Raw genomic sequence first — 26,772 nt, 5'->3', positions numbered from 1 at the left:
CCGCTGATTTAGTAGGAAGGAGTTAGAGATGGGACTTTCGGGCTTGGATATCTTCAAGAAGCTACCCAAGACCAACTGCAAGGAATGCGGGTTCCCTACCTGCCTGGCCTTCGCCATGAAGCTGGCCGCCGGGCAGGCTAACCTCGACGACTGTCCCTATGTGACCGACGAGGTGCGGGCCGAGCTGGCCGAGGCCGCCGCCCCGCCCATCAGGGGGGTCACCGTCGGGGTGGGCGACGAGGCCTTCAAGGTGGGTGAGGAACTGGTCCTCTTCCGCCACGAGAAGACCTTCTTCAACCCCACGGTCCTGGGGGTGCTGGTCAGCGACGACATGGAGGAAGCCCGGGTGGACCAGCTCCTCAAGCAGGCCAAGGAATGCGTGCACGAGCGCGTGGGCGTCATCCTCAAGGTGGGGGCCGTGGCCGTGAAGTGCGCCTCCGGCGACGCCGGCAAGTTCAAGGCCCTGGTGGAGAAGGTGAAGGGCGCCACCTCCAAACCCCTCATCCTCATGGCCGAGGACGTTGAGGCCATGAAGGCCGCCCTCGAGGTGGCCGCCGATTCCCGGCCTCTCCTCTACGCGGCCACCGAAGCCAACGTGGAGGCCATGGGGGCCCTGGCCAAGGAGAAGGACCTCCCCCTGGCGGTGAAGGCCGATGACCTGGACAAGCTGGCCGAGCTCTCCGAGAAGCTCACCGGCATGGGGCTCAAAGACCTGGTCCTGGACCCCTCTCCGCGCACGCCCAGGGAGACCTTCAAGGACCTTGTGGCCATCCGCAGGGCGGCCCTCAACCAGAAGTTCGCCCCCTTCGGCTTCCCAACCATCACCTTCCCCTGCGAGGAGACGGACGACGAGCTCTACGAGACGGCCCTGGCGGCCATGTACATCTGCAAGTACGGCGGGATAGTCATCCTCTCCCACGCCGAGCAGTGGAGGATGTACCCCCTGCTGGTTCTGGTGCTCAACATCTACACCGATCCCCAGCGCCCCATGGCCGTGGATTCCAAGTTCTACGAGATCGGCAACCCCGACGAGAACAGCCCGGTCCTGGTGACCACCAACTTCTCTCTCACCTACTTCATCGTCTCCGGCGAGATCGAGGGGAGCAAGATACCGGCCTGGCTGGGCGTGGTGGACGTGGACGGCCAGTCGGTGCTCACCGCCTGGGCGGCGGGCAAGTTCGTGCCCGAGACCATCGCCAAGTTCATCAACACCTCGGGGATAGCCGATAAGGTGAAGCACCGCAAGCTGATCATCCCCGGCTACGTGGCTCAGATTTCCGGCGAGCTGGAGGAGGAGCTGCCCGACTGGGAGATCGTCATCGGCACCCGGGAGGCGGCGGACATCCCCGCGTTCCTGCGCCAGTTCTCCACCACCTGAGCCGGGGAGGAGAGGCCTGCGGTCTTAGGATAACCAGACGCGGTAAGAGACGAAGAACGGAGGAGGAAGGCCTAAGATGATCATCACCACGTCGAAGCCCTTCGAGGAGGTGCTAAAGGCCCTCGAGGGTGAGGACAAGGTCTTCATCGTCGGCTGCGGCTCCTGCGCCACCACGTGCGAGACGGGCGGCGAGGAGCAGGTGGCGGAGATGAAGGCCAAGCTGGAGGCCGAGGGTAAGACGGTCACCGGCACCGTGGTCTACGAGGAGGTATGCCACGAGCTGAACACCAAGCGCAAGTTCCGGGAGAACAAGGAGGCCGTGGAGGCCGCCGACGGTTTCCTGGTCATGTGCTGCGGTGCCGGCACCCAGTCGGTGCGCGAGGCAACCGAGAAGCCGGTGCATCCCGCCTGCAACACCGTTTTCCTGGGCAACATCCAGCGCCACGGGCATTTCGTGGAGAAGTGCTCCCTGTGCGGGGAGTGCGTGCTGGAGGACTTCGGGGCCATCTGCCCCGTGACCCGCTGCCACAAGGGCATCCTCAACGGGCCCTGCGGAGGCACCGACGAGGGGAAGTGCGAGACGAGCAAGGAGAAGGACTGCGGCTGGACCCTCATCTACAACCAGTTGGAGAAAATGGGGAAGCTGGACCGTTTCCGCAAGATCTACGGCCTCAAGAACTGGCAGGCGAACATGAAGCCCGGGCGGGTGATCTTCGAGAAGAAGGGCGAGGGGGGTGAGTGACATGACCCTGCTCATCAAGGAACACGCCAAGCCCTCCATACAGGAGATCCTCGAGTCCGGGAAGTTCCTGGTCACCGGGGAGATCGGGCCTCCCAAGGGCACGGACATCGACGAGATGATCGAGCACATCCACCTGCTCAAGGACAAGGTCCATGCCATGAACATCACCGACAACCAGTCCTCGGTGATGCGTTACCCGTCCCTGGGGACGGCCATCCTCATCAAGGAGCTGGGAGGGGAGCCCAACCTGCAGGTCACCTGCCGGGACCGCAACCGCCTGGCCATCGAGGCCGACCTGCTCTTCGCCTACACCAGGGGCATCCGCAGCGTGCTCTGCCTCACCGGCGATTCCATCCCCGTGGGCGACCACAAGGAGGCCAAGGCGGTCTTCGACCTGGAGTCGGTGCAGCTCCTGCAGCTCATCCGCAACATGGAGGAGGGGCGCGATTCTGGGGGCAACGAGCTCAAGGGCGGCGTGAAGTTCTTCAAGGGCGCCATCGTCACCCCGGAGGCGGTGCCCATCGAGCCCCAGATGCTCAAGTTCGAGAAGAAGATCGAGGCCGGAGCGCAGTGGTTCCAGACCCAGGCCGTCTACGACATGGACAACTTCAAGCGCTTCATGGAGAAGGCGCGCAAGATAAGCGACAAGGTTTACATCTGCTGCGGCTTGGTGCTCTTGACCAGCCCCGGCCAGATCAAGTACATGAACGCAAACGTCCCCGGGGTCTTCGTGCCCGAGAGCCTGGCCCGGGAGATGGAGGACGCCCCCAAGGAGGAGAGGCTGGCCACCGGCATCCGCATCATGGCCCGCCAGATACGCCAGTGCATAGACGAGAAGCTGTGCGACGGCGTACACATCATGGCCATCGGCAAGGAATCGGTGGTCCCCCAGATCCTTGAGGAAGCCGGGGTGGACATCACCAAGATGTGAGAAGAGGCACGGAGGGGAGGCCTCACGTCCTCCCCTCCGCAGCTCAACGTTGGTCGCCATGCGTCTCCTTGCCGGAGAGGTTCGCCGGGCGGGAACCGGAGACCCCGACGGGAAGGAGGGGGAGCGGCATCCTCGCCTAGGGCGAGAGGGGTGAGGCGCCCCTCCCCTAAGGGGCGCCGGGAACCGGTCCGGGAGTTCCATGAGGAGGGCCGAGGGTGTCCTTCCAGCCGTCTTTCACGGCTACGGCCATAGGAAGCCTCCCCCATCGTGACGCGGAGGAGGCCTGTGCGCTTACTCTCAAGTACCTAACGGAGGCGCCCGCCTGGCCCCAGTTGCCCCGTCGCGATTTCCGGGAGAACATGTACGCCCAGTACAGCGAGGGGCTGCCCGGGGTGGTGGTGGACGCGGAAGGGCGCAAGGTCTTCTGCGACACGGAGAGGGACCTTTTTGCAGAGATGGAGGAGGTCCTGCGGGCTTACCTGGAGGGCGACCTCGAATGGGCGGCCATAAGCGAGGATTACGCCTCCGGCCTGCACGCCATGCGCCGGAGGGTGGCCGCCGAGGGGAGGAGGTATCCCCTCCTCAAGGGGCAGGTGACCGGCCCGGTGAGCTTCGGGCTCACCGTGCTCGACCGGAGGAACCGGCCCATTCTCTACGACGACCAGATGGCGGAGGTGATGGTCAGGCTCCTCAACCTGAAGGCCCGCTGGATGGAGGAGTTCCTGCGGAGCGCCGGGGCCTCTGAGGAGGTGCTCATCTTCCTCGACGAGCCCTACCTGGTCTCCGTGGGTTCCGCCCTGGTCAGCGTGAGCCGTCAGCAGGTCGTGGATTCCATCCGGGGATGCACGGAGGGCTTGGACTGCCTGACCGGGGCCCACTGCTGCGGCAACACCGACTGGACGCTGCTTTACCAGGCCGGACTTGACGTGGTGAACTTCGACGCTTACGGGTACATGGAGAGCCTGGCCCTCTATCCCGAGGAGCTCTCCCGCTTCCTCGAGGGCGGGGGGATACTGGCCTGGGGCCTGGTGCCCAACACGCCCGCCGTGGACGAGGAGGAGGTCGCCGGCCTGGTGCGCCGGTTCGAGGAAGGGGTGAGACTCCTTGCCTCCCGCGGTGTGGACGAGGGCCTGCTGCGGGAGAGGGCCATGATCACGCCTTCCTGCGGGCTGGAGGGACTGAGCGAGGAACGTGCGGAAAGGGCTTACCGCCTTGCGGCGGAGGTCTCCGCGGCCCTGCGCGGGGAGGAGCCCGGCCGCCTTTCGGAGGAGGGCACATGAGGATTGAAGCGAGCGTGACGCGAGGGGATGAGGTCCGGGAAAGCGGCCATGGGGCGCGCATGCCGCGGTGGTTTCACCGACCCATACTGGCGGGAAAGGACCTCAGGGAGGTGGAGGATATCCTGCGGCACCTGCGCCTGAACACCGTATGCCGCAGCGCCAAATGCCCCAACCGTATGGAATGTTTTTCCAGCCGCACAGCGACCTTCATGATACTGGGAGGCACCTGCACGCGTGACTGCGCCTTCTGCGGTGTGCCCGGCGGCGTGCCCGATCCGCTGGACGCGGAAGAGCCCGAGAGGGTGGCCCAGGCCGCTGCGGCGCTGGGATTGAACCACGTGGTGGTCACCAGCGTGACCCGAGACGACCTCCCGGACGGAGGCGCGTCGCACTTCGCGGCCACGGTGCGGAAGGTGCGGGAACGGCTCCCGGGGGCCACCGTGGAGGTGCTGGTACCCGATTTCCGTGGCGACCTCCAGGCCCTGGGGACGGTGCTCTCCGAGAGACCCGATGTCTTCAACCACAACCTGGAGACGGTGGAGGAGCTGTACCCCAGGGTGAGGCCGCAGGCCGATTACCGGAGGTCCCTGCGCCTTCTCGAGGCCGCCCGTGAGCGGTGTCCCGAGATGCGGCTCAAGAGCGGCATCATGGTGGGGCTGGGTGAGACCCGGGAACAGTTGCGGCGCCTGTTCCGCGATCTGGCGGGCACGGGATGTGATATGCTCACCATCGGCCAGTACCTGCGCCCCGGGAAAGAGCAGCTCAAGGTGGAGAGGTTCCTCGCGCCGGAGGAGTTCGCGGAGCTGAAGGAGGAGGCGGAGGAGGCGGGTATCCCCGTGGTGGTCTCCGCCCCGCTGGTGCGCAGCTCCTACCGGGCGGGTGAATTGTTGGAAGATAAAGGAAAGGACGGGCGGAAAGTCGTCGACCGCAAGAACGACCAAGGAGGAAGGAAATGCTGATCATCGGCGAAAAGGTCAACGTGATGATGAAGAAGATCGGCCAGGCCATGAAGGAGTACGACAAGAAGCCCATCCAGGAGATGGCTCTTCTCCAGGTGGAGGGCGGGGCCAACTGGCTGGACATCAACCTCGGCCCGGCCACCAAGGAAGGACCGGAGCGCATGCGTTTCGTGGTGGAGGCGGTACAGGAGGTCACCGACGTCCCGCTGGCCCTGGACACCATGAACATCGAGGCCATGAAGGCCGGCCTGGAGACGGTCAGGGACCGCGAGGTGATGATAAACTCCATCTCCTCCCAGCCGGAGCGCATCGAGAAGCTCATGCCCATGGCCGTAGAGCACAACGCTTGGGTGGTGGGACTGGTCCTCAACGCCCAGGGCAACGTGCCGCGGGACGCCAACGAGAGGGTGGAGGTGGCCTACAACATCATCATGGCCGCCCAGGAATACGGAATTCCCCTGGACAAACTGCTCATCGACCCCATCGTGCTCCCCATCGCCGTTACCCAGGACCAGGTGCACGCCCTCATCGATTCCATGGACATGCTGCAGGGCGTCTTCGCCGAGTTCGACCCCAAGCCGGGAACGGTGGTCGGTCTCTCCAACGTCTCCAACAGCGTCCCCGATCCCGAGCTGTGCAGCCTGCTCAACCGCACTTTGCTGGCGGTGCTCATGGTGAAGGGCCTCACCGCGGCCATCGTGGACCCCAACGACGAAGCCCTCATGGGCGTGGTGAACAAGAACGAGGAATACCAGATCGTGGAGAAGATAGTGAAGGGCGAAGAGGTGGACGAGAGCGACCCCACGGTCGTCAAGCTCCTCAAGACCTGGCGGGTCCTCACCGAGGAGACCCTTTACGCCCACTCCTACCTGGAGCTCTAAGCGCGTGGCGCGGGCCGGAGTCGGACGACCCCGCGCTTTTTCGCCGGATTGCGGGAGCCCGCGGGGAGCGGAAGGACCGCTTCCCGGGGCTCCGCGGCCGCGGGAGGAAGGCCTCGGGTGACTGGGAGGGCGGCCCGGGGCCTTAGGTGAAGGCGGGTTGGCACCCCAAGGAGGATGGATGATGGAAGGCGATACCTGCAAGTGCTCCCAGCGTTTCGCCGACGTTGACGATCTCGAGCCCCTGCGAGAGATACTCGAGCGTTACAAGGGCGAGAAGGGAGCTCTTATACCCCTCCTCCAGGACGCCCAGGAGGCCTACGGGTACCTGGACGAGAAGATCATGCGCGCGCTGGCCAAAGGAGCGGGTTACCAGTTGAGCCAACTCTACGGCGTGGCCACCTTCTATACCCAGTTCCGTCTGCAGCCCATAGGTGAGCACCTGATCCGCGTCTGCCACGGTACGGCCTGCCACGTGGCCGGGGCGGAGCTCATCTCCGAGGAGATCCACAACATACTGGGCATCCGGGACGGGGAGACCACGCCGGATCGTAAGTTCACCGTGGAGACGGTCATGTGCGTGGGGGCCTGCTCCCTGTCGCCGATCATGATCGTGGACGAGGACACCCACGGGAAACTCAAGCCGGCCAACGTGCGCAAGGTCCTCAAGAAGTACATGGGAGAGAGTGAGGAGAGGGAAGAATGAGCGGCAACGGGAGGACCAAGCTGGTATTGGGCTACGGCACCTGCGGCATCGCCGCCGGGGCCGCCGCGGTCAAAGAAGCCCTGGAGAGGGAGCTCTCCGTGGGGGACTACGACCTGGAGCTGGACATCGCCGGCTGCATGGGCTTCTGCTTCCGGGAACCCATCGTGGAGGTCTTCTACCCCGACGGCAAGGCGGTGGTCTACGGGGACCTGACCCCCAAGAAGGTCCCCCAGCTCCTCCAGGCGGCGGCCTCGGGCGAGATATTGGAGGACTGGGTGGTGCGCCGCAGCGACGACCCCACGGCGAGCGAGGGCGATTTCCTGGCCAACCAGCACCGCATCGTGTTGCGCCACTGCGGAAAGCTGAACCCGGAGAGCATCGAGGAGTACATCGCCATGGGAGGTTACGAGGCGGCGCGAAAGGCGCTCACCACCATGACTCCCGAGGAGATAATCGACGAGGTGAGCAAGTCGGGGCTGCGGGGCCGCGGGGGGGCCGGTTTTCCGACGGGGACCAAGTGGGGCTTCGCCCGCAAGGCCAGGGGTGACCAGAAGTACCTGGTGTGCAACGCCGACGAGGGCGACCCTGGCGCCTTCATGGACCGTTCCGTCCTGGAGGGCGACCCCCACGCGGTCATCGAGGGCATGATCATCGCCGGATACGCCATCGGGGCCACGCAGGGCTATATCTACTGCCGGGCGGAGTACCCCCTGGCCCTCAAGCGCCTGGACATCGCCATCGCCGCCTGCAGGGAAAGAGGTTTCCTCGGGGAGAGGATCTTCGGCACCGACTGGAATTTCGACATCAAGATAAAGAAAGGAGCCGGAGCCTTCGTCTGCGGGGAGGAGACGGCCCTCATCGCCAGCATCGAGGGCAAGCGCGGCATGCCCCGGCCTCGTCCTCCCTTCCCGGCCAACGAGGGCCTGTGGGGCAAGCCCACGAACATCAACAACGTGGAGACCCTAGCCGCCGTGCCCTGGATAATCGCCAACGGGGGCGAGAAATACGCCCAGCTGGGGACGGAGAAGAGCAAGGGCACCAAGGTCTTCTGTCTGGCGGGTAAGGTGCGCCGCAGCGGCCTGGCCGAGGTCCCTATGGGATATACCCTGCGGCAGGTCATCTTCGACGTGGGCGGGGGCGTGCGCGAGGGAAAGGAGTTCAAGGCCGTGCAGCTGGGAGGGCCGTCGGGAGGTTGCCTTCCCGCCAGCCTTCTGGACACCCCGGTGGATTACGAGGCCATCACCGCCACGGGAGCCATCATGGGCTCGGGGGGCATGATCGTCGCCGATTCCTCCACCTGCATGGTGGATCTGGCCCGTTACTTCCTCTCCTTCACCCAGGCGGAATCCTGCGGCAAGTGCGTGCCCTGCCGCCTGGGCACCAAGCGCATGCTGGAGATACTCACCCGCATATGCGAGGGGAATGGGGAGCCGGAGGACCTGGAGAGGCTGGAGGTACTGGCCGCGGACATCAAGGCTGCCAGCCTTTGCGCCCTGGGGGGCACGGCCCCCAACCCGGTGCTCACCACCCTGAAGTACTTCCGCAACGAGTATGAGGACCACATCTTCAGGCGCAAGTGCACGGCGGGAGTGTGTCCCGCCCTGATCACGGTGAAGATAAACCAGGAGGTATGTACCGGGTGCGGCGCCTGCGCCAGGATATGCCCGGTGGAGGCCATCTCGGGGGAGAAGAAGGAGCCCCATTCCATCGATCCCCAGGTGTGCATCAGGTGTAAGCTCTGCCTCAGCCGGTGCCCGGAAGAGGCCATCTACGCGGAGTGAGGAGGTCGGGATGGAGCAGGTACGCTTGAACATAGACGGCGTGGAGGTGACCACCACCCCCGACCGCACCATCCTGGAGGCGGCGCGCGAGGTGGGGATACGCATCCCCAGCCTCTGCTACGACCGGCGCATGGACCCCTTCGGGGCCTGCCGCATATGCATCGTGGAGGTGGAGGGAGCGCGGGGTCTCCTCCCCGCCTGTGCCACCAGGGTCACGGACGGGATGGTGGTGCGCACGAACACGGAGGAGCTGCGCCGCATAAGGCGCACCATCATCGAGTTGCTCCTCTCCGACCATCCCCGGGACTGCATGACCTGCGAGAGCGCCGGCAATTGCGAGCTGCAGGACCTGGCCTACGAGTACGGGGTGAAGGAATCGCGCTTCAGCGGAGAGCAGCACCATTACGAGGTACTGGCCGACAACCCCCTCATCGAGAGGGATTACGACAAGTGCATCCTCTGCGGGCGTTGCATACGCATCTGCCGCGAGGTGCAGGGAGTGGGGGTTTACGACTTCGTCAATCGCGGCTTCGAGGCCGTGCCCGGGACTCCCTACAACCGTCCCCTCACCGAGACGCCCTGCGAGTTCTGCGGGCAGTGCGTGTCCACCTGTCCCACCGGGGCCATCATCTCCATCCCCTCCAAGGGCAAGGGCCGGCCCTGGCAGGTGGAGAAGGTGCGCACCACCTGCCCCTACTGCGGCTGCGGGTGCCAGATCGACCTCCATGTGCGGGACGGGGAGATCATCGAGGTCTCCTCGCCGGTGATGGTGGGGCCGGGGCAGGGCAACCTCTGTGTCAAGGGGCGCTACGGCTACGCTTTCGTCCACCATCCCGACCGCCTCACCACCCCCTTGATAAGGAAGGACGGCGAACTGGCCCCGGCTTCCTGGGAGGAAGCGCTGGGGATGGTGGCCGACCGCATCCGGAGGGCTTTGGACGACAAGGGACCGGACAGCGTGGCCTTCCTCAGCTCGGCGCGATGCACCAACGAGGAGAACTACTTGTTGCAGAAGCTGGCCCGCGCGGTGGTCGGCACGAACAACGTCGACCACTGCGCTCGTTTATGACACAGCTCCACGGTCGCCGGTCTGGCGACGGCTTTCGGGAGCGGGGCCATGACCAACTCCATCGACGACCTGGAGAGGGCGGAGTGCATCCTGGTCATCGGCTCCAACACCACGGAGGGGCATCCCATCGTGGGCCTGCGCATAAAACGCGCGGTTATGAAGAACGGCTGCAAGCTCATCGTCGCCGAGCCGAGGCACATACGTCTCTGCTATTACGCCGACCAGTGGATCCGCCACCGGCCGGGCACGGATGTGGCCCTGCTCAACGGGATGATGAACGTCATCCTGGCCGAAGGGCTGGCGGATGAGGAGTTCATCCGCGAGCGCACGGAGGGTTTCGAGGAGTTCCGAAAGGTGGTGGATCAGTACCCTCCGGAGAGGGCGGCGGAGATCTGTGGGGTGGACGCGGAGGACATACGGCGAGCGGCCCGCACCTTCGCGAGCGCCGCTTCCGCGGCCATAGTCTATGCCATGGGCATAACCCAGCATACCACCGGCGTGGACAACGTCCTCTCTCTGGCCAACCTGGCCATGCTCACCGGCAACCTGGGCAAGGAGGGCGCGGGAGTTAACCCCCTGCGGGGGCAGAACAACGTGCAGGGGGCCTGCGACATGGGTGCCCTGCCGGACGTTTTCACGGGTTATCAGAAGGTCTCCGATCCCCAGGCCAGGGAGAAGTTCGAGAAGGCCTGGGGTGTGGATTACCTACCCGGCAACCCGGGCCTCACGGTCATGGAGATGATGGACGCCGTCCTGCGAGACGAGGTCAAAGTCCTCTACATCATGGGCGAGAACCCGCTCCTCTCCGACCCGGACATCAGGCACCTCAAGGAGGCCCTGGAGAGGGTGGACTTCCTGGTGGTCCAGGACATCTTCCTCACCGAGACGGCGCGTTACGCCGACGTGGTGCTACCCGCCGCCTCCTTTGCCGAGAAGGAGGGGACCTTCACCAACACCGAGCGCCGCGTGCAGAGGGTGCGTAAAGCGGTGGAGCCCCCCGGCGAGGCCAGGGAGGATTCCTGGATCATCGCTCAGTTGGCGGCCCGGCTGGGCTTCGACATGGGGGACGTGTCCGCGGCGGCGGTCATGGAAGAGATTGCCAGCCTCACCCCCTCCTATGCCGGGATCTCCTACCGCAGGCTGGAGGAGTCGGGCGGTCTGCAGTGGCCGTGCCCTTCTCCCGACCATCCCGGGACCCCTATCCTCCACGTGGAAAGATTTACCAGGGGAAAGGGGAAGTTCAGCCCCGTGGAATACAGGCCACCGGCCGAGGAGCCGGATGCCGATTACCCGCTGGTCCTCACCACGGGGAGGCTGCTCACCCACTACCATACCGGTTCCATGACCCGCCGCGTGGAGCCGCTCAACGAGCTGGTCCCCGAGAACCGGGTGTGGATAAACCCGGAGGACGCGGAGAGGCTGGGGGTGGCCGCCGGAGATGAAGTGGCCGTCGAATCCAGGCGGGGAGCCATAAAGGTGAAGGCCAGGGTGACCGAGAAAGTGCCTCCGGGTGTGGTCTTCATCCCCTTCCACTTCGGGGAGTCGCCCGCCAACGCCCTGACCAACCCGGCCCTGGATCCCATCGCCAAGATACCGGAATACAAGGTGGCCGCCGTGCGCATCGTGACCGGGAAAGCCATGGAGGGCCTGGAATACGTTTCCGCCTGATGCGCCGGTGGGGGGGAAGGAAGGGACTGGGCGATGCGTTTATCCCCGGCGGATTGGATGGTAGAATAGTAGCCGACCGTGGCGCCAAGGAGCGAACGGCGTTTCGGAGAGCGAAGTTCCGAAAGGGGCCTCTTGGAGCGGGTAAAGACGGGAGAGATGAAACATGAATCTATACCAGAATCTCGTGAGGACGACGGAGCGCGATCCCGACGCTACGGCCCTCTACTTCGGGCATGAGACCATCGCTTACGGCGAACTCCTGTCCCGGGTCAACCGGCTGGCCAACGCCCTTCGCGAGCTGGGTATAGGGGAGGACTCCAAGGTCGCCATCCTCTTGCGCAACGTACCCGAGTTCGTCATCTCCTACTATGCCGCGCTGGCCCTGGGCGCTGTAGTGGTGCCCCTCTGCTACATGTGCCTGGCCGAGGAAGTGGAGAAGATAGTCTGCGATTCCATGGTGGAGACCCTGATAACCAATTTCGAGTTCAACGACATGGTCAAGGAACTGCAGGGCTCCATGTGCTCGCAGATCAGCCGCATCATCGTCAGCGAGGCTCCGGAACTGGAGGGGGTAATCCAGTACGAGAAGCTCCTGGAGAGCGGCTCCGACAGCCTGGAGGGCGTGGACCGTTCCGAGGACGACGTGGCCGTCCTCCTCTACGCGCCCACCTCCTCCAAAGTGGTCCGGGGGTGCATGCTGACCCACGGGAACCTGGACTGGAACGCGCGCACGGTGGCCAGGCTCAACAAGCTGACCAGCGACGACGTGGTCATGGGGGTCCTGCCCTTCTTCGCCGCCTACGGCCAGAGCTGCGTGATGAACGCCTCCATCTACGCCGGGAGCAGCGTGGTGCTTCACGAGTCCTTCATACCCGGGGAGGTCCTCAAGTCCCTGCAGCACGAACAGGTCACCGTCTTCTTCGGCGTGCCCACCATGTACGTGTACATCCTCAACCACCCCCTCATCTACCAGTACGATCTGAGCTCGGTACGCCTCTGGGTCTGCGGGGGAGCCCCCTTCCCGCGCGAGGTCATGGAGCGCTGGAACAACGAGCTGGGAGCCCGCATCTACGAGGGTTACGGGCTCACCGAGGCCGCCCCGGTGGTCTCCATGCAGCCTCTGGAGGGGCCCTACAAGATGGGTTCCATCGGCGTGCCTCCGGAGGACGTGGAGGTCAAGGTGGTGGACGATGAGGGCAAGGAGCTGGAGAGGGGTGAGGTGGGTGAGCTCATCGTCCGCGGCCCCAACGTGATGAAGGGCTACTACAACAAACCGGAGGAGACGGCCAAGGTCCTGAAGGACGGGTGGCTGTACACCGGAGATATGGTGTACATGGACAACGACGGCTATCTCTTCATCGTGGGGCGCAAGAAGGACCTCATCATCCGGGGTGGCTTCAACATCTATCCCCGCGAGATAGAGGAGGTCCTGGTCTCCCACCCTCTGATCTCCGAGGCCGCGGTGGTGGGCGTACCCAACAAGTACCTGGGCGAGGAGGTCAAGGCCTACGTGAAGCTCAAGCCCGGCTCCAACCTCACCGAGGAACAGGTCCTCGAGTACTGCGAGGAGAAGCTGCCCTATTACAAGACGCCCAAGTTCGTGGTCTTCGTCAAGTCCTTCAAGAAAGACCCCTCGGGCCAGATCCTCAAGGACCTCATCGAGGAGGAGAGCTGAGGGTAACCCGGCAAGGCTTGCCCGGCGAGTCGCCACACGGAGGCAGTACCGCGCCCGTCCGGAGATGGGACCGGAGGGCGAAAGCCCGGAGGCCAGCCGCGGAGTTTCCCCATTAGGCCCACGTGTATAATTGGGGCATGCAGGGTTCCTTGGTAGACCGGGTGCTGGATTTTTTCATGCCCCTGTTCTCCTACTGGGGTTACGCGATAGTCTTCGCCGGGGTCTTCCTGGAGAGCCTCTTCCTCACCGGCTGGATCGCGCCCGGCACCACCGTTCTCCTCCTGGGCGGGTTCTACGCCGCCCACGGGGAGCTGAACCCCTGGCTGGTGCTCCCCACCGCCGTGGTGGCGGCCCTCCTGGGAGACCTGGTTGGCTTCTTCGTCGGGCGCCGGATGGGCAGGGACCTGATGCGGAAATATCGGGACCGGCCCCGGATCATGCGGGGGATGCACAGGGGCCAGGCCTATTTCCGCCGTCACGGAGGCCTCACCGTACTTCTCGGAAGGATGGTCTCCGGTGTGGACGCGTTCATCCCGGTGACCGCAGGGCTCAACCGCATGTCCCTCGGCGCCTACCTGGGTTTCGACATCCCGGGCATCGTCCTCTGGAGCGCCCTCTTAACCTCGCTCGGGTATTTCTTCGGCGCCCACTGGAGGACCATAGACCGCCTCTTCGACGCCCTGGGCTGGGGGCTCCTGGTCCTCTTGGCCGGCATAGCCGCTTCCTGGTACCTTGTCCGGCGGAGGAGGGTCCGCCGCGCCGCCTGAGCGCTCCTCGTGTCGCATTCATCGCACGGGGGCATGTCCTCATCCCTCTTTCCGGGGGGAGGGGGTCGTCCGGTAAAAAGGAGAAGGAGGCCCGCGCGCTGAAAAATCCTCGCAAAAGAGCCTCTCCCGTAGGTGTCGGGGGGAGCTGGAGGGCGTTTTGCGAAGAGTTGGAGCCCATGATAAAATATCGCCAATTTTAGGTGTCTCAGCGGGTTTCGGTCCAGACTTCGGATGAACATCGGGAGCAGGGAATTGACCGGTGGTGGCGCGTTTCGGAGCAAGCTTCTCCTCTTCTTCCTGCTCCTCCTCTTCTGGATAGTGCTCACCGCATCACTGGCCCTTCACGAACTGGTCATGGGGGCGGTGTGTTCGGCTTTCGTGGGAGCCTTGACCGTCTCCCTGCTGGGGAGGGCCCTCGACGCGCGAATTACCCCCTCGGTCCTCTTGCGCCTCCCGGTATTCATGGTCCGCCTGGTATGGGAGATCATCAAGGCCAACATCGACGTGGCCAGGATCATCCTCAATCCGCGCCTCCCCATCGACCCGCGCATCGTCGAATACCGCACTTACCTTCCCGGGGACCTGCCGCGAACGGTGTTCTCCGATTCCATCACCCTGACCCCGGGGACGGTCACCGTGGAGCTGCGCGGCGACCTGCTCAACGTGCACTGCCTGTGCCCCTACCACGAGGAGGGGCTGGCCGGACTGGAGAAACTGGTGGCCTGGCTCTTCCAGGTGAAGAAACCCGAGGTGGAAGAAAATGGATGAATTCCTCACCGCCATCGCCCTGATCATCGGCCTCAACGCCTTCATCTGCCTCTACCGGGCCGCGGTGGGTCCCACCACCCAGGACCGGGTGCTGGGCGTGAACATCGTGGGGACCAAGACCCTGGTGGTGGTCATACTGGTCACCTACATCCTGGCCGAGAACTACTTCCTGGACGTGGCCATCGTCTACGCCCTGCTCCTCTTCGTGGTCACCGTGGCCCTGAGCCGCTACCTGGAGGCCGAGGGCTGGAAGGAGGTGCCTTGAGGATGGCCAGGGACATCGTGGCCGGGATCTTCTGCTGCACGGGCACATTCTTCTTCATCCTGGGGACCACCGGGCTTCTGCGCATGCCCGACCTCTTCACCCGGTTGCACCCCTCCACCAAGTGCGACACCCTGGGGGCCTGTTCGGTTATCGTGGGCATGGCCGTGCACAACGGGTGGTCCTGGGACCTGCTCAAGCTGGTGTTCATCGCCTGTTTCCTTCTCCTATCCAGCGCCACCTGCGGACACGCCATCGGGCGTTCCGCTCTGCGCCGCCACATCCCCTACTGGAAGAAAAAGGAAGTTAAAGAAGATGGGCACGGCGCTTAACCTCGTACTCATCCTCCTCCTGCTGACCACCGCGGTGCTGGCGGTGACCGCCCGCGACCTCCTGGCGGCGGTGATCATCTTCTCCGTCTACAGCCTGATCATGGCCCTCATGTGGCAGAGGCTGCAGGCCCCGGACCTGGCTCTCACCGAGGCCGCCGTGGGAGCGGGGGTGACCACCGTCCTCTTCGTCATCGCCATCTTCAAGACGCGGAGGAGGGAGGAGGAATGAAACGCGTCGCCGCTCTCCTCTTCATTGCCGCCCTGGCCGTGCTCCTGCTCTACGTGGTTTCCCGCATGCCCCCCATGGGGGACCCGGAGACCCCCACCGCCACCCACGTCATCCCCCGCTATCTGGAGAAGGCGGAGGAGGAGACGCACACGGTGAACGTGATCACCGGCGTCATCCTCAACTACCGCGGGTACGACACCATGGGGGAGGTGACGGTGATCTTCTGCGCCCTGGCCGCCGTCCTGGCCGTGCTGGGTCGGGAGAGGAGGGGCGTCATCCACGGTTTTGTGGACCGCTCTGAGGTCCCCTCCTCCACCATCGTCCGGACCATGGTACGCTTCATCGTGCCCTTCATCATCCTCTTCTCCGTGTACACCATCCTCCACGGCGAGACCTCCCCGGGCGGCGGGTTCCAGGGAGGCGCCATCATCGGGGGGAGCATGATCATCTTCACCACCATCTTCGGGCTCTACGAGTCCTCGAGGAGGATTCCACTCAAGGTACGCGCTCCCCTGGAGGGGGCGGCGGTGATGGGTTTCTTCCTGGTGGGCACGCTGGGGCTCGTGGGCGGGGGGAACTTCCTCACTTACGCTTGGCCACGAGTGGCACAAGACCTTCACCCCTCGCTGGTGGTCTGGCTGACGGTGCTGGTCGAGGTGGGCATAGGGCTGGGAGGGGCCATGGTACTCACCTCCATACTCTTCGCCATGATCCGGGAGGAGGAGGAGATTGCGACTGTTTCATAATTACCATTATGCGGCGGCCATGCTCCTGTTCTGTCTGGGGCTGCACACGGTCATCGTGCGCCGCAACATCATAAAGAAACTCATCGGCCTGAACATCATGGAGACCTCCGTCTTCTTCTTCTACATCTCCCTCGGCTACCTTGACGGGGGGATCGCCCCCATCCGCGTCGGTGGTGCCGATCCCGCCCGCATGGTCAACCCCATCCCTCAGGCCCTCATCCTCACCGGCATCGTGGTGGCGGTGAGCGTCACCGCCCTGGCCCTCTCCATGGTCATCCTCCTCTACCGCCAGTACGGCACCCTGGACGTGGACCGGCTCATGCGGGAAGAGGAACCCGAAGCGGAAGAAAGCGGGAAGGAGGACTGAGGGTGGGGGCCTGGAGGCATTTCCCGATCTTCATGATCACCGTGCCCCTGTTGGGGGCGGTCCTCCTGCCCTTCTTGGGTTACGCCAAGGAGAGGTGGGTGCCCTATGTCGCCCTCCTGCCCCTGGGAGCCTCGACCCTCCTGGGTATACTCCTCATTGGCCGCATACCTTCGGGAGGATACCTCAGCTATCACATGGGAGGCTGGGAGCCGCCCTTCGGTATCGAGATACGCCTGGACTACGTGGGGCTGTTCCTCATGCTGGTGGTGTGCGGGATAACCTTCCTGGCCCTCATATATTCGCGGCGTTATATTGACAAGGAGGTTAGCCCCGGAAGGCGGACCGCCTATTACGTGCTCTACCTGCTCATGTCCGGCGCCATGCTCGGTTTCGTGGCCACCGGGGACATCTTCAACCTCTTCGTGTTCATGGAGATCCTGGCTCTCTCCTCCTATGCTCTGGTGGCCATCACCGGCAACCGCAACGCGGTGCGCGCCGCTTTCAAGTACATCCTTATGGGTGCGCCTTCCTCCATCATCGTCCTTCTGGCCATCGGTTTGCTCTATTCCGTCACCGGCACCCTGAACATGGCCGACCTGGCGCGGCGCATCGCGGAGTCGGGATACACGGAGGTGCTCATCGTCTCCTATATCCTCCTGGTGGTGGGCTTCGGGGTCAAGGCGGCCCTCTTTCCCCTGCACATGTGGCTTCCCGACGCCCACTCCATAGCCCCTTCGCCCATCAGCGCCCTCCTCTCCGGGCTCCTGGTGGAGGTGTGCACCTTCGCCCTGGTGCGCGTCACCTTCTCCGTTTTCACCCTGGGGGCCACCGATCTGGTGATGGGCACGGCGGACGCGGTGGGGGTCGCCGCCGCCGCGGCGGTCCTCTACGGGGGGATAATGGCCATCCTCCAGAAGGACCTGAAGATGATGATCGCCTATTCCACGGTGAGCCACATCGGGTATATATTCCTCGGCCTCACCGCCTTCACCGCGGAAGGGCTGACCGGGGCCATGTACCACATGCTGGACCACGGCCTGGCCAAGGCCTGTCTCTTCCTCTGCGCCGGCAATTTCATATACATGAAGGGGTACCGGAGGATCGAGGACCTGAAGGGGGCCTGGTCGCAGATGCCGTGGACCTGTTTCGCCTTTGCCCTGGCCTCTATCTCGGTCATCGGCATCCCTCCCACGGCGGGGTTCATCAGCAAGTGGTACCTCATCCTGGGGAACGTGGAGGGCGGGAAGTGGCTGTATGCGGTGGTGCTTTTAGCGGGGAGCATCCTGGCGGCGGTCTACTGCTTTAGGATACTCTATTACATGTTTTTCCAAGCGGGGAAGGAGGGGGCCTGGGAGGAGTCGTGGCACGATGCCCCGCCGGCCATGCTGGCGCCGGTCTGGGTGCTCTCGCTGGCCACGCTTTTCTTCGGCGTCTTCTCCTCCCTGCTCATCCCGTCGCTCCTCAGGGCGGCGGCGTACCTCCTGTAGATCGGCGTCCGAGCCGTGGGAGGCCGCCCTTTCGCGCGCGGGTCGGAAGGGTCGAACATCGAGCCGGGAATGCAGTACGGAGAGGGACGGGTCAAGAGGCGGAGGCGGGTAAGGGGGACCGAGATGGGTTTCTACGGCGGGGCGAGGAGCCATGATGGAGGCCTCCGGGTCACGTCCCGTTGCCAATCCGCCGCGGACCGGGTTCATGGGGCCGGGCTAGAGGCCCTTGCGGATACGGAGTGTATTGACGCTGCGTCTTCATGAGCGGACAAGGGGGTAGTCGATGCGAGAGAGCACCTTCTCGGCAGTACCGCTGGTAGCCATCCTGCTTCCCTGGGTATCGCTGCTGGCCATCCTCATCTTCCCGAAACGGGCGGAGAGGCTCCGGCTGTGGCTGTGTTTTCTGGGTTCGCTGGCCACCTTCGGGGTGGTGCTGTCCATGCTCCCGGGCATCCTGGACGGAAACACCTACACCATCAAGCTGGCCAGCGTGGTGGAGAGTCTGGAGATGCGCCTCACCGTGGATACCCTGGGTTATTATTTCGGCCTCATACTGGCCTTCCTGTGGATGCTGGCCACGGTGTACTCCATAAGTTACATAGACCACAAACACAACCGCTTCTTCGCCTTCATGGCCATGTGCGAGTCCTTCATCCTGGGCTGCGCCTTCTCGGCCAACATGTTCACCTATTTCATCTTCTACGAGATGATGACCTTCGGCTCCTATCCCCTTATCATCCACGAGGAGACCACCATGGCCCGCCGCGCTGGCTACAAGTACCTGGTTTACGCCATCGCCGCCGGCACGGTGCTCTTCTTCGCCATCGTGGCTCATTATTTCTGGGGCGACGGGCAGTTGGGGTTCGGCAGATACGGCGTGCTCGGCCTGGAAATGGCCTCCAGGGCCGCACTCACAGCCGTCTTCTTCACCTACCTGGCCGGCTTCGGGGTCAAGGCGGCCATCATGCCCCTGCACGGATGGGTGCCCGACGCCCACCCCGCGGCGCCTTCCCCGGCCAGCGCCCTGCTCTCCGGCGTGATCCTCAAGGCCGGCGCCTTCGGAATTATCCGGGTCTGTTTCAACGTCTTCGGCGTGGAGCTCATGCGGGAGCTGAAGGTCTACCCGGTCATGGCCGTGCTGGCCTGCATAACCATCGTTGTGGCCTCCGTCTTCGCCCTCACCCAGGACAACCTCAAACGCCGGCTGGCCTACTCGAGCATAGGGCAGGTCTCCTATATCATCCTGGGGCTTTCCATGCTAGCCCACGACGGGGCGCTGGGCGGCGTCATGCACCTCACCCATCACGCGCTCATGAAGGGTTGCCTGTTCCTGTGCGCCGGGGTCATCCTGGTGAAGACGGGGAAGAAGAACATCAGCGAGATGGCGGGCATCGGTTACCAGTTGCCCATAACCATGATCTGCTTCTCGGTATGCGCTCTGGCCATGATGGGCACGCCGCCCTCGGTGGGTTTCGTCACCAAGTGGCTTCTGGGGAGCGGTTCCCTGGAGGCGGGTTTGCCGGTATATATCGTCATCCTTCTGGTGAGCGCCCTGCTGAACGCGGCTTACTTCCTTCCCATCATCTACATGGCCTTCTTCCGGTGGGAGGGAGACGAGCTGGAGGAGCACGGGGAAAGGCACCATCCCAAGCTGGTCTTCGGCAAGGAGGCCGACCACAAGCTGGTGGTACCGGTGGTCATCCTTGCCGCCCTGGTGGTCATCGCGGGTATCTGGAGCAACGTGCCCGGCTTCCCCTATTCTCTGGTCAGCAAGGTGGTCAACGTCATATTCCGATGATGGGTAACGGCTCTCGGGCTTGGGCGGTGCCTGCAGGAACGCGAGTACGGCGGGAGAGGTTCTTGCAAAGGGGTGACAAAGGGGTGAGTCGCTGCGGTGCATGAGGAGACACTGGCCGTCCTTTCTTTCAGCTTCCTCCCGGCACTGGCTCTCCTCCTGCCGCTTGTGGGAGCGGCCGGGGCCGCGGTGGGAGGAGAGAGGAGGCCGCGCCTCCGCAACTGGTCCGCGGTGCTGAGCACCGGGTTCACCCTGGTGGTGGTGGCCTCCCTCCTGGCCCGGGTGACGGGGAAGGGGCCCGTGTACTTCGAGCTCGGATTCCTGCGCCTGGGAGAGCGCTTCTCCTGCGGGCTGGAGGTGGACGCCGTGGGGGCCTTTTTCGCCCTCTTCGCCTCCATCCTGTGGTTCGCGGCCTCGCTGCACGCTTTCCGCTACATGGACCATGAACACAAGCGCACGCGTTTCTTCATCTTCATGCTCCTCACCGAGAGCGCCACCCTGGGGGTCTTCATGGTGCAGGACTTCTTCAGCCTCTATCTCTTCTTCGAGGCCATGGGATTCTTGGCCTACCTACTGGTCATCCACTCCGAGACCCCCCGGGCCCGGGCGGCGGCGGCCAAGTACATGGGCATGACCGTCATCGGCGGCCTGAGCCTCATCGGGGGCGTGTTCCTCTACTTGGGATACGCGGGAACCACCTCCTTCCGGCCCCTCATGGAGAGCGCCTGGCTGACCGGGCCCTTCAAGGTGGCCGCAGTGGTCATGCTCATCGCCGGCTTTGGGGTCAAGGCGGGCATGGTGCCTCTGCACGTCTGGTTGCCCGACGCCCACCCCGCGGCACCCTCCCCGGCCAGCGCCCTGCTCTCCGGGGTCATGATCAAGGCGGGGGCCTACGGCATCTTGAGGACGGCGCTCAGCTTCTTGCAGTCCCCCGTGGCCCACGGGGCGGAGGGGCAGGCTGCGGCGGGACACGGAGTGGAGGCGGCCGTCCATGCCGCGGGGGGTCTGGCCGCCGATGTGCGCATGCTGGGGTTCGCCGTCATCTGGATAGGCGTGACCACCATGTTCCTGGGCATGCTCCTGGCGCTGGTGCAGAGGGACATCAAGCGCACCCTGGCCTATTCCAGCGTGAGCCAGATGGGGTACATCCTCTTCGGCGTGGGATGCCTGGGGTACTTGGGCGCCGAGGGGGCCATGGGCATGGGTGGGAGCCTTTACCATATCATCAACCACGCTTTCTTCAAGGGATGTTTCTTCCTGGCCGCGGGTTCGGTCCTCTTCTGTGCCCACGAGCTGGACATGTTCAAGCTGGGCGGGCTCTGGAGGCGTATGCCCCTCACCACGCTCTTCTGGTGTATCGCCGCTTTGGGCATCATGGGTATCCCCCTGGGCAACGGTTTCGTCTCCAAGACCCTGCTCCACCATGCCATACTCGAATCCCACCACCTGGCGGAAGGCGCACGTCTGGCCACCGCGGGTTGGGTGAAGGCGGCGGAGACGATGTTCATCATCACCAGCGGAGGCACTATCGGATATATAACCAAGATGACCTATTACACCTTCTTCCGCAGGCCGGACCCGGAACATGCCTCTCATCTGGAACACGTCCGGGAAGCCCCCGCATGGATGCTGGCCGGCACCGGGCTGCTCGCGGCGGGGGTCCTCTTCAACGGGCTTTTCCCGGGCCTCCTCATGCGGCGGCTGGTCGGGCCGGCTGCGGGCACGGTGCCGGGCCTCGAGGCCCTTTACGTGGAGCACCTGGCGCATACCACCATATTCCTGTGGTCCAATATCAAGGAGATATTCGTGCCTCTGGCCATCGGACTGAGCGTCTTCGTCCTGGGGGCATGGCCGGACCTGTTCCGGGTGCGCAGGAGGGGCCCGGACCTCTTCCAGTTGCGCCTGCCCCGCTGGCTGGGAGTGGATTTCTGGTACCTGGCCGCGGCGCGCGGCTCCTTGAGGCTGCTCTTCTGGGGAAAGAGGAACTACGCGCCGGTGAAGGAGAACGTGGTCGCCCTGTGCAGGAGAGGCGCCGCGGCGGCCGTTCATGCCGTGAGGGAGGTCGTATATCCCTCGCTTACCACTCGTCCCGCGTCATGGGTGAGCCGGCAAGCGTTGCTGCTTTACGGAAACGCGCGCAGGGAGCTTCTGCCCCGTATCCGCGAGTACCAGGGAGACATCGCCGTGGGCGCCCTGGTCATCGCCGTGTCCCTCACCCTCTTTTTGATCATGCGCCTGATGTGAAAGAATGACCGGTGTGGAGGAGGCCATGTGGCCATGTTGGGATTGACGGCAACCGGCAACCTGGGACGGGACCTCTTCGCGGCCTTCATCGCCGCCTTGGTCGGTGGGGCGGTGCTCCTCTACGCCGCGGCCTCCGATCTCTTCGACCTCAAGCTGTTCAAGTTCGACCCCTTTTCCCTGCGCTATCCACGGGAGGCACGCATCGAGTACTGGTACGTGCGCGCTGCCAGAAAGTTCCAGGCTTTTCTGGCAGGTGGGGGCTGGAGCTACGCCAAGTTCAAGAAGCGGGCCAAGGTGACCTTCAAGAGGGACTGGAGGAAGTTCAGGCGAGAGGCGCGCCGCATGCTGCCCGACGCCGCCCGGCGGCTTAACCGGGACATAGCCCTGGGAGCGCTGGCCATCGCCGTGACCCTGGTGGCGCTCTTGATCATGAGGCTGGTCTGAGGGGTCGGCGGTCAGGGTGGCGCCGTCGGGAGGATTGCCCTTTGCCCCGCCGGAAGGCCGGTCCCTGATGGCGTTGGGGATGCGTGATGCAGGGTGACACGGCCTTCGCGGTATGGGCAGGGCCGGGAAAAGGTCTGGGCAAGGGCATGAAGGTCCGTGGTGGAGGAGAGAGGAAGGCAGTCGGCCGGTGAGGGATGGACATGGAGAAGCGGTTTGGATGTTTCTCCTGTGCGGGTGGGAGATGCGGCGCCGTGAGAAGGTGTGAAGAAAAGATGAAAGGGGTTCGGGGGACCAATAAAGGGATGACATGGAGGGTGAAGAATGCTTAGGAAAACATCGGTCCTTGTCCTGGTCGTCGTCCTGCTGCTTACGGTCGGCCTTTCCACGGCTCGTGCGGAGGCGGCCGAATCCGGAGAGGGCGAGAAGAGCAGTTCGGTGAAGTTGGTGGTGACCATCGCCGCCATCTGGCTGGCCATCATGGCCGCGGTGATCACCGTGGTTGTGGTCACCCGCCGCAAGGCGGGTGAGGAGGAAAGGCAGAGCAAGGAGGGATGAGGCTCGTGCCCTGACGGTTCCTGACGTCTGGTCCGGCCGGGTTGCCCCCATGGCCTTGCGAGGAGCGAGTGGGGCTCCTCGGAGGATGAGCTCGCAGGCCCACAAGCTTAAAGTTCTTGTCTGGAACGAGATGCGCATGTTCTCGAGGTCCCAAGGAGGTAGGAAATGAGCGAGAAGCAGTTCGGAGCGGCGCGGTGGTTGACCGCTCTGGCGGTGATCTTCATACCTCTGTCCATCATCATCCTCATCTCCGGTTCCTGGCTGGCCAACTTCACCTCCAACCAGTGGACGCGTTACCTCCTGTTCGCCTCCTGGGTCTTCATGACCCTCTCCACGGTCCTGGGGGTGGCGAACATGGTGAGCGGCGCAGGGGAGGAGTCGTCTCCCCTTCCGGACGTCGCCGGTGATGCGGGCATCGGGGAAGAGGAGGGAAGGGAGTCGGAGCCCCTACTCTCCTCGAGGGCCGAACCCAAGGGTCAAGAGGTGGAGCAGTCCTTGCTGCTGGGGCAGGTCTCGTGCTTCCTTTTGGGTCTTTTTCTTTACGTGGCCTTCATATCCTGGATGGTCCTGCCGAAGATCGGCCTTTCCGGCCTCTGATCCCCGCGGATGAGGGAATACATCCACCGTTTCTACCGCCGGCAGATGCGGGCGGAGGGCCTGGTTTCCTTCCAGGTGAGGCTGAAGGAGAGCGACCTCTTCATCTGGGCATTGCGAGACCTGCGCGAGGAAGCCCTCGATTCGCTGACCCGGCATCGCTCCCTCCTTGAGGAATTCATCGCCCGCCAGCCCCTTTTCGCCGCCACCTTCCGTCCTTATGCGGTTCCCGTGGAGGCGCCGGAGATAGTGAGGCGCATGGCGGAAGCAGCGGCTCGCGCCCACGTGGGCCCTATGGCCGCGGTGGCCGGGGCGGTCGCGGAGATGGTGGGCCTGGACCTCTTGCCTCTATCGCCGGAACTGATGGTGGAGAACGGTGGAGACATCTTCCTCAGCTCGAGGTCGGAGAGGCGCATAGGGATCTTCGCCGGCGAGTCCCCGTTCAGCGGGCGCCTGGCCCTGGTGGTGGCGCCCACTCCTCCGCAGGGGTTGGGGATCTGCACCTCTTCGGCCACCGTCGGGCCTTCCTACAGCGCGGGGGCGGCTGATGCCGCCCTGGTGGTGGCGGAAAGCGCCAGCCTGGCCGACGCCGCGGCCACCGCCCTGGGTAATCGGGTCAAGTCGCCGGAGGATATGGAGGAAGCCCTGGCCTACGTGGCCGGCCTGGAGGGCGTGACGGGATGCCTGGTCATCATGGGAGACAGGCTGGGAGTGAGGGGCGACCTGAGGCTGGAGAGGGCCGGGTAAACGTAAGGTGGTGCCTTGCCCCCGGTGGCTTTGACGCGGCCGGCGTTCAAGAGGCAGGTGGCAAGCGGAGGATCCCCTCTCCGGTGGAGGCGGACGGCGAGGTCCGAGTCCGATGACGCCTTTCTCCAGGAAGGAATTGGAAAAGAGGTTGGCCGTCGCCCGCGGCCTTCATCCGGCTCCACAAGTCGTCCCGACGGATATGGCCCCGTATGCGGCTTAATCCCGTCTCCCTCGAGAGCCGTTCCCCAAGAGAGCGTCTCTTCGCGTTGCGAGCGCTGCAGGGCGCCGCTCATGTTGTATAAAATTAAATGGGTACCACGAATTAGGCAGGGGGGTCAGCGATGAGCCTGGATAGGGAGAAGGCGGAGAAAAGGGCGGAGGAGCTGCGCCGGGAGCTGAACTACCACAACTACCGTTATTACGTTCTCGACGAACCGGTCATCAGCGACGAGGAATACGATCGCCTGATGCGCGAGCTTGTGGAGCTGGAGGAGAGATACCCGGAGCTGGTGACCCCCGATTCACCCACCCAGAGGGTAGGCGCCCCTCCCGCGGAGGCCTTCCAGCCCGTGCAGCACCGAGCGCGCATGATGAGCCTGGACAACGTGTTCGACGAGGATGAGCTGCGAGCCTTCATCCGCCGCGTGGAGAACCAGGTGGGGAAGACGGATTACGTGTGCGAGCTGAAGATAGACGGAGCGGGTATCGCCCTCACCTATGAGGACGGGGTCTTCGTGCGCGGGGCCACGCGGGGCGACGGGGTGACCGGCGAGGACGTCACCGCCAACCTGCGGACCATCAGGTCTCTTCCCCTGCGGCTCCTGGGGGAGCGCCCGGTCCCCTACCTGGAGATAAGGGGCGAGGTCTTCATGCCCAAGGAGGCCTTCCTGGAGCTCAACCGGCAGAGGGAGGAGGAGGGGCAGCCCCCCTTCGCCAACCCGCGAAACGCCGCCGCCGGCTCGCTCCGCCAGCTGGACCCCCGCATCACCGCCTCCCGCAACCTGGACCTCATCTGCTACGAGATTGGTTACGTGGAGGGGCGGGAGTTCCGCACCCACCGCGAGGTCCTGGAGCAGATAGCGGACTGGGGGTTCCGCGTGAGCGAGCACTGGAGGCCCGCCGACGGGGTGGAGGAGATCCTGGAGTTCTGCCAGTACTGGATAGCCAGGCGGGACGAGCTGGCCTATGAGGTGGACGGCGCGGTCATCAAGGTCAATCCCCTGGAGGCGAGGGAGAGGCTGGGGGCCACGAGCAAGGCTCCGCGCTGGGCGGTGGCCTTCAAGTTCCCCGCCGAGGAGAAGAGCACCCGCCTTCTGGACATCGTGGTCAACGTGGGCCGTACCGGAGCGCTGACCCCCACCGCGGTGCTGGAGCCCGTCTTCGTGGGCGGCTCCACCGTCTCCCGGGCCACCCTGCACAACGAGGACGAGATACGCCGCAAGGGGATAAAGATCGGGGACGTGGTCCTGGTGCACAAGGCGGGGGACGTCATCCCCGAGATCATCAAGCCCATCGTGGAGTTGCGTGACGGCACGGAGCGGGAGTTCGTCATGCCCGATCGCTGCCCGGCCTGCGGCGGGAAGGTTTACCGCCCGGAGGGGGAGGTGGTGGCCAGGTGCGTGAACGTGGACTGTCCGGCGCGCCTCTTCGAGAGCCTGCTCCATTTTGCCTCCCGGGGGGCCATGGACATCGAGGGGTTGGGTCCGGCGACCATCCGGGAGCTCATGGACAAGGGTTACGTGCGTTCCGTGGAGGACATCTACTACCTGACCGAGGAGCAGCTGTACACCCTCACCGGTTTCAAGGACAAGTCGGTCTCCAACCTCATGAACGCCATCCGGCAGAGCAAGGAAAGGCCGCTCTCGCGCCTGCTCTTCGCTCTGGGCATCCGACATGTGGGCGCCCACGTGGCCGAGTTGCTGGCCAGGCGCTTCAGGAGCATGGAAGAGTTGGCGCGGGCCGGGGTGGAGGAGCTGCTCTCCGTGGAGGAGATCGGCCCCACCATCGCCGAGAGCGTGAGGGCCTTCTTCGACGAGCCGCGCAACCTGGAGCTCATCCGGCGCCTCAGAGAGGCCGGGGTGAACATGGAGGAGAAGGTGGAGGAGGGGCCGCGGCCCCTGGAAGGATTGACCTTCGTGCTCACCGGGGCTCTCTCCTCCATGACCCGGGAGGAAGCACGGGAAGCCATCGAGGAGAGAGGGGGAAGGGTGAGCTCCAGCGTGAGCCGCAGGACGGACTACGTGGTGGCCGGCACCGACCCGGGCAGCAAGTACGATAAGGCCCGCGAGCTCGGGGTGAGGATAATCGGCGAGGAGGAGTTCTTGGCCCTCCTTCGGGAGTAGTCGCGCGGATGGCTGGGGTATATCAT

The 26,772-nt window shown here is 64.4% G+C and carries 25 protein-coding genes; all 25 read left to right on the top strand.

What is annotated here, in order from left to right:
* The first annotated feature begins 28 nt into the window (after nt 1-28).
* The 25 genes from acsC (at nt 29) to ligA (ending at nt 26,746) form a co-directional block, all read left to right on the top strand.
* Nucleotides 29-1,378, top strand: a complete 1,350-nt coding sequence (gene acsC / locus H7007_RS11350; RefSeq protein WP_287155399.1) for an acetyl-CoA decarbonylase/synthase complex subunit gamma — start codon at nt 29-31, stop codon at nt 1,376-1,378.
* 76 nt (nt 1,379-1,454) lie between these two features.
* Nucleotides 1,455-2,120 carry a methylenetetrahydrofolate reductase C-terminal domain-containing protein gene (locus tag H7007_RS11345; protein ID WP_287155398.1) on the top strand — a complete coding sequence of 222 codons (666 nt, stop codon included), beginning with the start codon at nt 1,455-1,457 and terminating at the stop codon, nt 2,118-2,120.
* A gap of 1 nt (nt 2,121) precedes the next feature.
* On the top strand, nt 2,122-3,051 hold the full coding sequence (locus tag H7007_RS11340) for a methylenetetrahydrofolate reductase (protein WP_287155465.1): 930 nt from the start codon (nt 2,122-2,124) through the stop codon (nt 3,049-3,051).
* Between the two features lie 215 nt (nt 3,052-3,266).
* Nucleotides 3,267-4,331 carry a uroporphyrinogen decarboxylase/cobalamine-independent methonine synthase family protein gene (locus H7007_RS11335; protein WP_287155396.1) on the top strand — a complete coding sequence of 355 codons (1,065 nt, stop codon included), beginning with the start codon at nt 3,267-3,269 and terminating at the stop codon, nt 4,329-4,331.
* The gene (gene lipA / locus H7007_RS11330) at nt 4,328-5,290 is read left to right on the top strand and encodes a lipoyl synthase (RefSeq protein WP_287155395.1); all 963 of its coding nucleotides are present in this window, start codon (nt 4,328-4,330) and stop codon (nt 5,288-5,290) included. Before H7007_RS11335 ends, lipA begins: the two co-directional genes overlap by 4 nt.
* Nucleotides 5,284-6,171 (top strand): dihydropteroate synthase, encoded by an 888-nt coding sequence (locus H7007_RS11325; protein WP_287155394.1) that lies wholly within the window; start codon nt 5,284-5,286, stop codon nt 6,169-6,171. The genes lipA and H7007_RS11325 overlap by 7 nt, the downstream gene beginning before the upstream one ends.
* 178 nt (nt 6,172-6,349) lie before the next feature.
* Nucleotides 6,350-6,874, top strand: a complete 525-nt coding sequence (gene nuoE, locus H7007_RS11320; protein WP_287155393.1) for an NADH-quinone oxidoreductase subunit NuoE — start codon at nt 6,350-6,352, stop codon at nt 6,872-6,874.
* Nucleotides 6,871-8,655 (top strand): NADH-quinone oxidoreductase subunit NuoF, encoded by a 1,785-nt coding sequence (gene nuoF / locus H7007_RS11315; RefSeq protein ID WP_287155392.1) that lies wholly within the window; start codon nt 6,871-6,873, stop codon nt 8,653-8,655. The genes nuoE and nuoF overlap by 4 nt, the downstream gene beginning before the upstream one ends.
* Nucleotides 8,656-8,665: 10 nt before the next feature.
* A complete protein-coding gene (gene fdhF, locus H7007_RS11310) occupies nt 8,666-11,392 on the top strand; it encodes a formate dehydrogenase subunit alpha (protein ID WP_287155390.1) in 2,727 nt (908 codons plus the stop codon).
* A gap of 163 nt (nt 11,393-11,555) precedes the next feature.
* A complete protein-coding gene (locus H7007_RS11305; protein ID WP_287155389.1) occupies nt 11,556-13,067 on the top strand; it encodes a long-chain-fatty-acid--CoA ligase in 1,512 nt (503 codons plus the stop codon).
* A gap of 149 nt (nt 13,068-13,216) precedes the next feature.
* Nucleotides 13,217-13,834, top strand: coding sequence for a DedA family protein (locus H7007_RS11300; protein WP_287155388.1), 618 nt, complete (start codon nt 13,217-13,219; stop codon nt 13,832-13,834).
* A gap of 252 nt (nt 13,835-14,086) precedes the next feature.
* Nucleotides 14,087-14,602, top strand: coding sequence for a Na+/H+ antiporter subunit E (locus H7007_RS11295; protein WP_287155387.1), 516 nt, complete (start codon nt 14,087-14,089; stop codon nt 14,600-14,602).
* Nucleotides 14,595-14,867, top strand: coding sequence for a monovalent cation/H+ antiporter complex subunit F (locus H7007_RS11290; RefSeq protein ID WP_287155386.1), 273 nt, complete (start codon nt 14,595-14,597; stop codon nt 14,865-14,867). The genes H7007_RS11295 and H7007_RS11290 overlap by 8 nt, the downstream gene beginning before the upstream one ends.
* Before the next feature lie 2 nt (nt 14,868-14,869).
* Nucleotides 14,870-15,196, top strand: coding sequence for a monovalent cation/H(+) antiporter subunit G (mnhG, locus tag H7007_RS11285; RefSeq protein WP_287155464.1), 327 nt, complete (start codon nt 14,870-14,872; stop codon nt 15,194-15,196).
* Nucleotides 15,180-15,425 carry a Na(+)/H(+) antiporter subunit B gene (locus tag H7007_RS11280; protein WP_287155385.1) on the top strand — a complete coding sequence of 82 codons (246 nt, stop codon included), beginning with the start codon at nt 15,180-15,182 and terminating at the stop codon, nt 15,423-15,425. Before mnhG ends, H7007_RS11280 begins: the two co-directional genes overlap by 17 nt.
* The gene (gene mbhE, locus H7007_RS11275) at nt 15,422-16,171 is read left to right on the top strand and encodes a hydrogen gas-evolving membrane-bound hydrogenase subunit E (RefSeq protein WP_287155384.1); all 750 of its coding nucleotides are present in this window, start codon (nt 15,422-15,424) and stop codon (nt 16,169-16,171) included. The genes H7007_RS11280 and mbhE overlap by 4 nt, the downstream gene beginning before the upstream one ends.
* Nucleotides 16,155-16,538 (top strand): cation:proton antiporter subunit C, encoded by a 384-nt coding sequence (locus H7007_RS11270; RefSeq protein ID WP_287155382.1) that lies wholly within the window; start codon nt 16,155-16,157, stop codon nt 16,536-16,538. Before mbhE ends, H7007_RS11270 begins: the two co-directional genes overlap by 17 nt.
* 2 nt (nt 16,539-16,540) lie before the next feature.
* Nucleotides 16,541-18,025: a complex I subunit 5 family protein gene (locus H7007_RS11265; protein WP_287155381.1), complete on the top strand. Its 1,485-nt coding sequence runs from the start codon at nt 16,541-16,543 to the stop codon at nt 18,023-18,025.
* Nucleotides 18,026-18,308: 283 nt separating this feature from the next.
* Nucleotides 18,309-19,823, top strand: a complete 1,515-nt coding sequence (locus H7007_RS11260) for a complex I subunit 5 family protein (protein WP_287155380.1) — start codon at nt 18,309-18,311, stop codon at nt 19,821-19,823.
* 96 nt (nt 19,824-19,919) lie between these two features.
* A complete protein-coding gene (locus H7007_RS11255) occupies nt 19,920-22,064 on the top strand; it encodes a complex I subunit 5 family protein (RefSeq protein ID WP_287155379.1) in 2,145 nt (714 codons plus the stop codon).
* 33 nt (nt 22,065-22,097) lie between these two features.
* Entirely contained in the window at nt 22,098-22,508 is a 411-nt protein-coding gene (locus H7007_RS11250; protein ID WP_287155378.1) for a hypothetical protein, read from the top strand.
* A gap of 321 nt (nt 22,509-22,829) precedes the next feature.
* Entirely contained in the window at nt 22,830-23,063 is a 234-nt protein-coding gene (locus tag H7007_RS11245) for a hypothetical protein (protein WP_287155377.1), read from the top strand.
* A gap of 165 nt (nt 23,064-23,228) precedes the next feature.
* Entirely contained in the window at nt 23,229-23,660 is a 432-nt protein-coding gene (locus H7007_RS11240; protein ID WP_287155376.1) for a hypothetical protein, read from the top strand.
* Nucleotides 23,661-23,669: 9 nt separating this feature from the next.
* A complete protein-coding gene (locus H7007_RS11235) occupies nt 23,670-24,404 on the top strand; it encodes a UPF0280 family protein (protein WP_287155375.1) in 735 nt (244 codons plus the stop codon).
* A gap of 341 nt (nt 24,405-24,745) precedes the next feature.
* Nucleotides 24,746-26,746 carry an NAD-dependent DNA ligase LigA gene (ligA, locus tag H7007_RS11230; RefSeq protein WP_287155374.1) on the top strand — a complete coding sequence of 667 codons (2,001 nt, stop codon included), beginning with the start codon at nt 24,746-24,748 and terminating at the stop codon, nt 26,744-26,746.
* The last annotated feature ends 26 nt before the right edge of the window (nt 26,747-26,772 follow it).

Source organism: Candidatus Solincola tengchongensis (genome assembly GCF_015711935.1).
Classification (GTDB): Bacteria; Actinomycetota; Geothermincolia; order Geothermincolales; family RBG-13-55-18; genus Solincola_A; species Solincola_A tengchongensis.
This window is presented reverse-complemented; position numbering and strand designations above follow the sequence as displayed.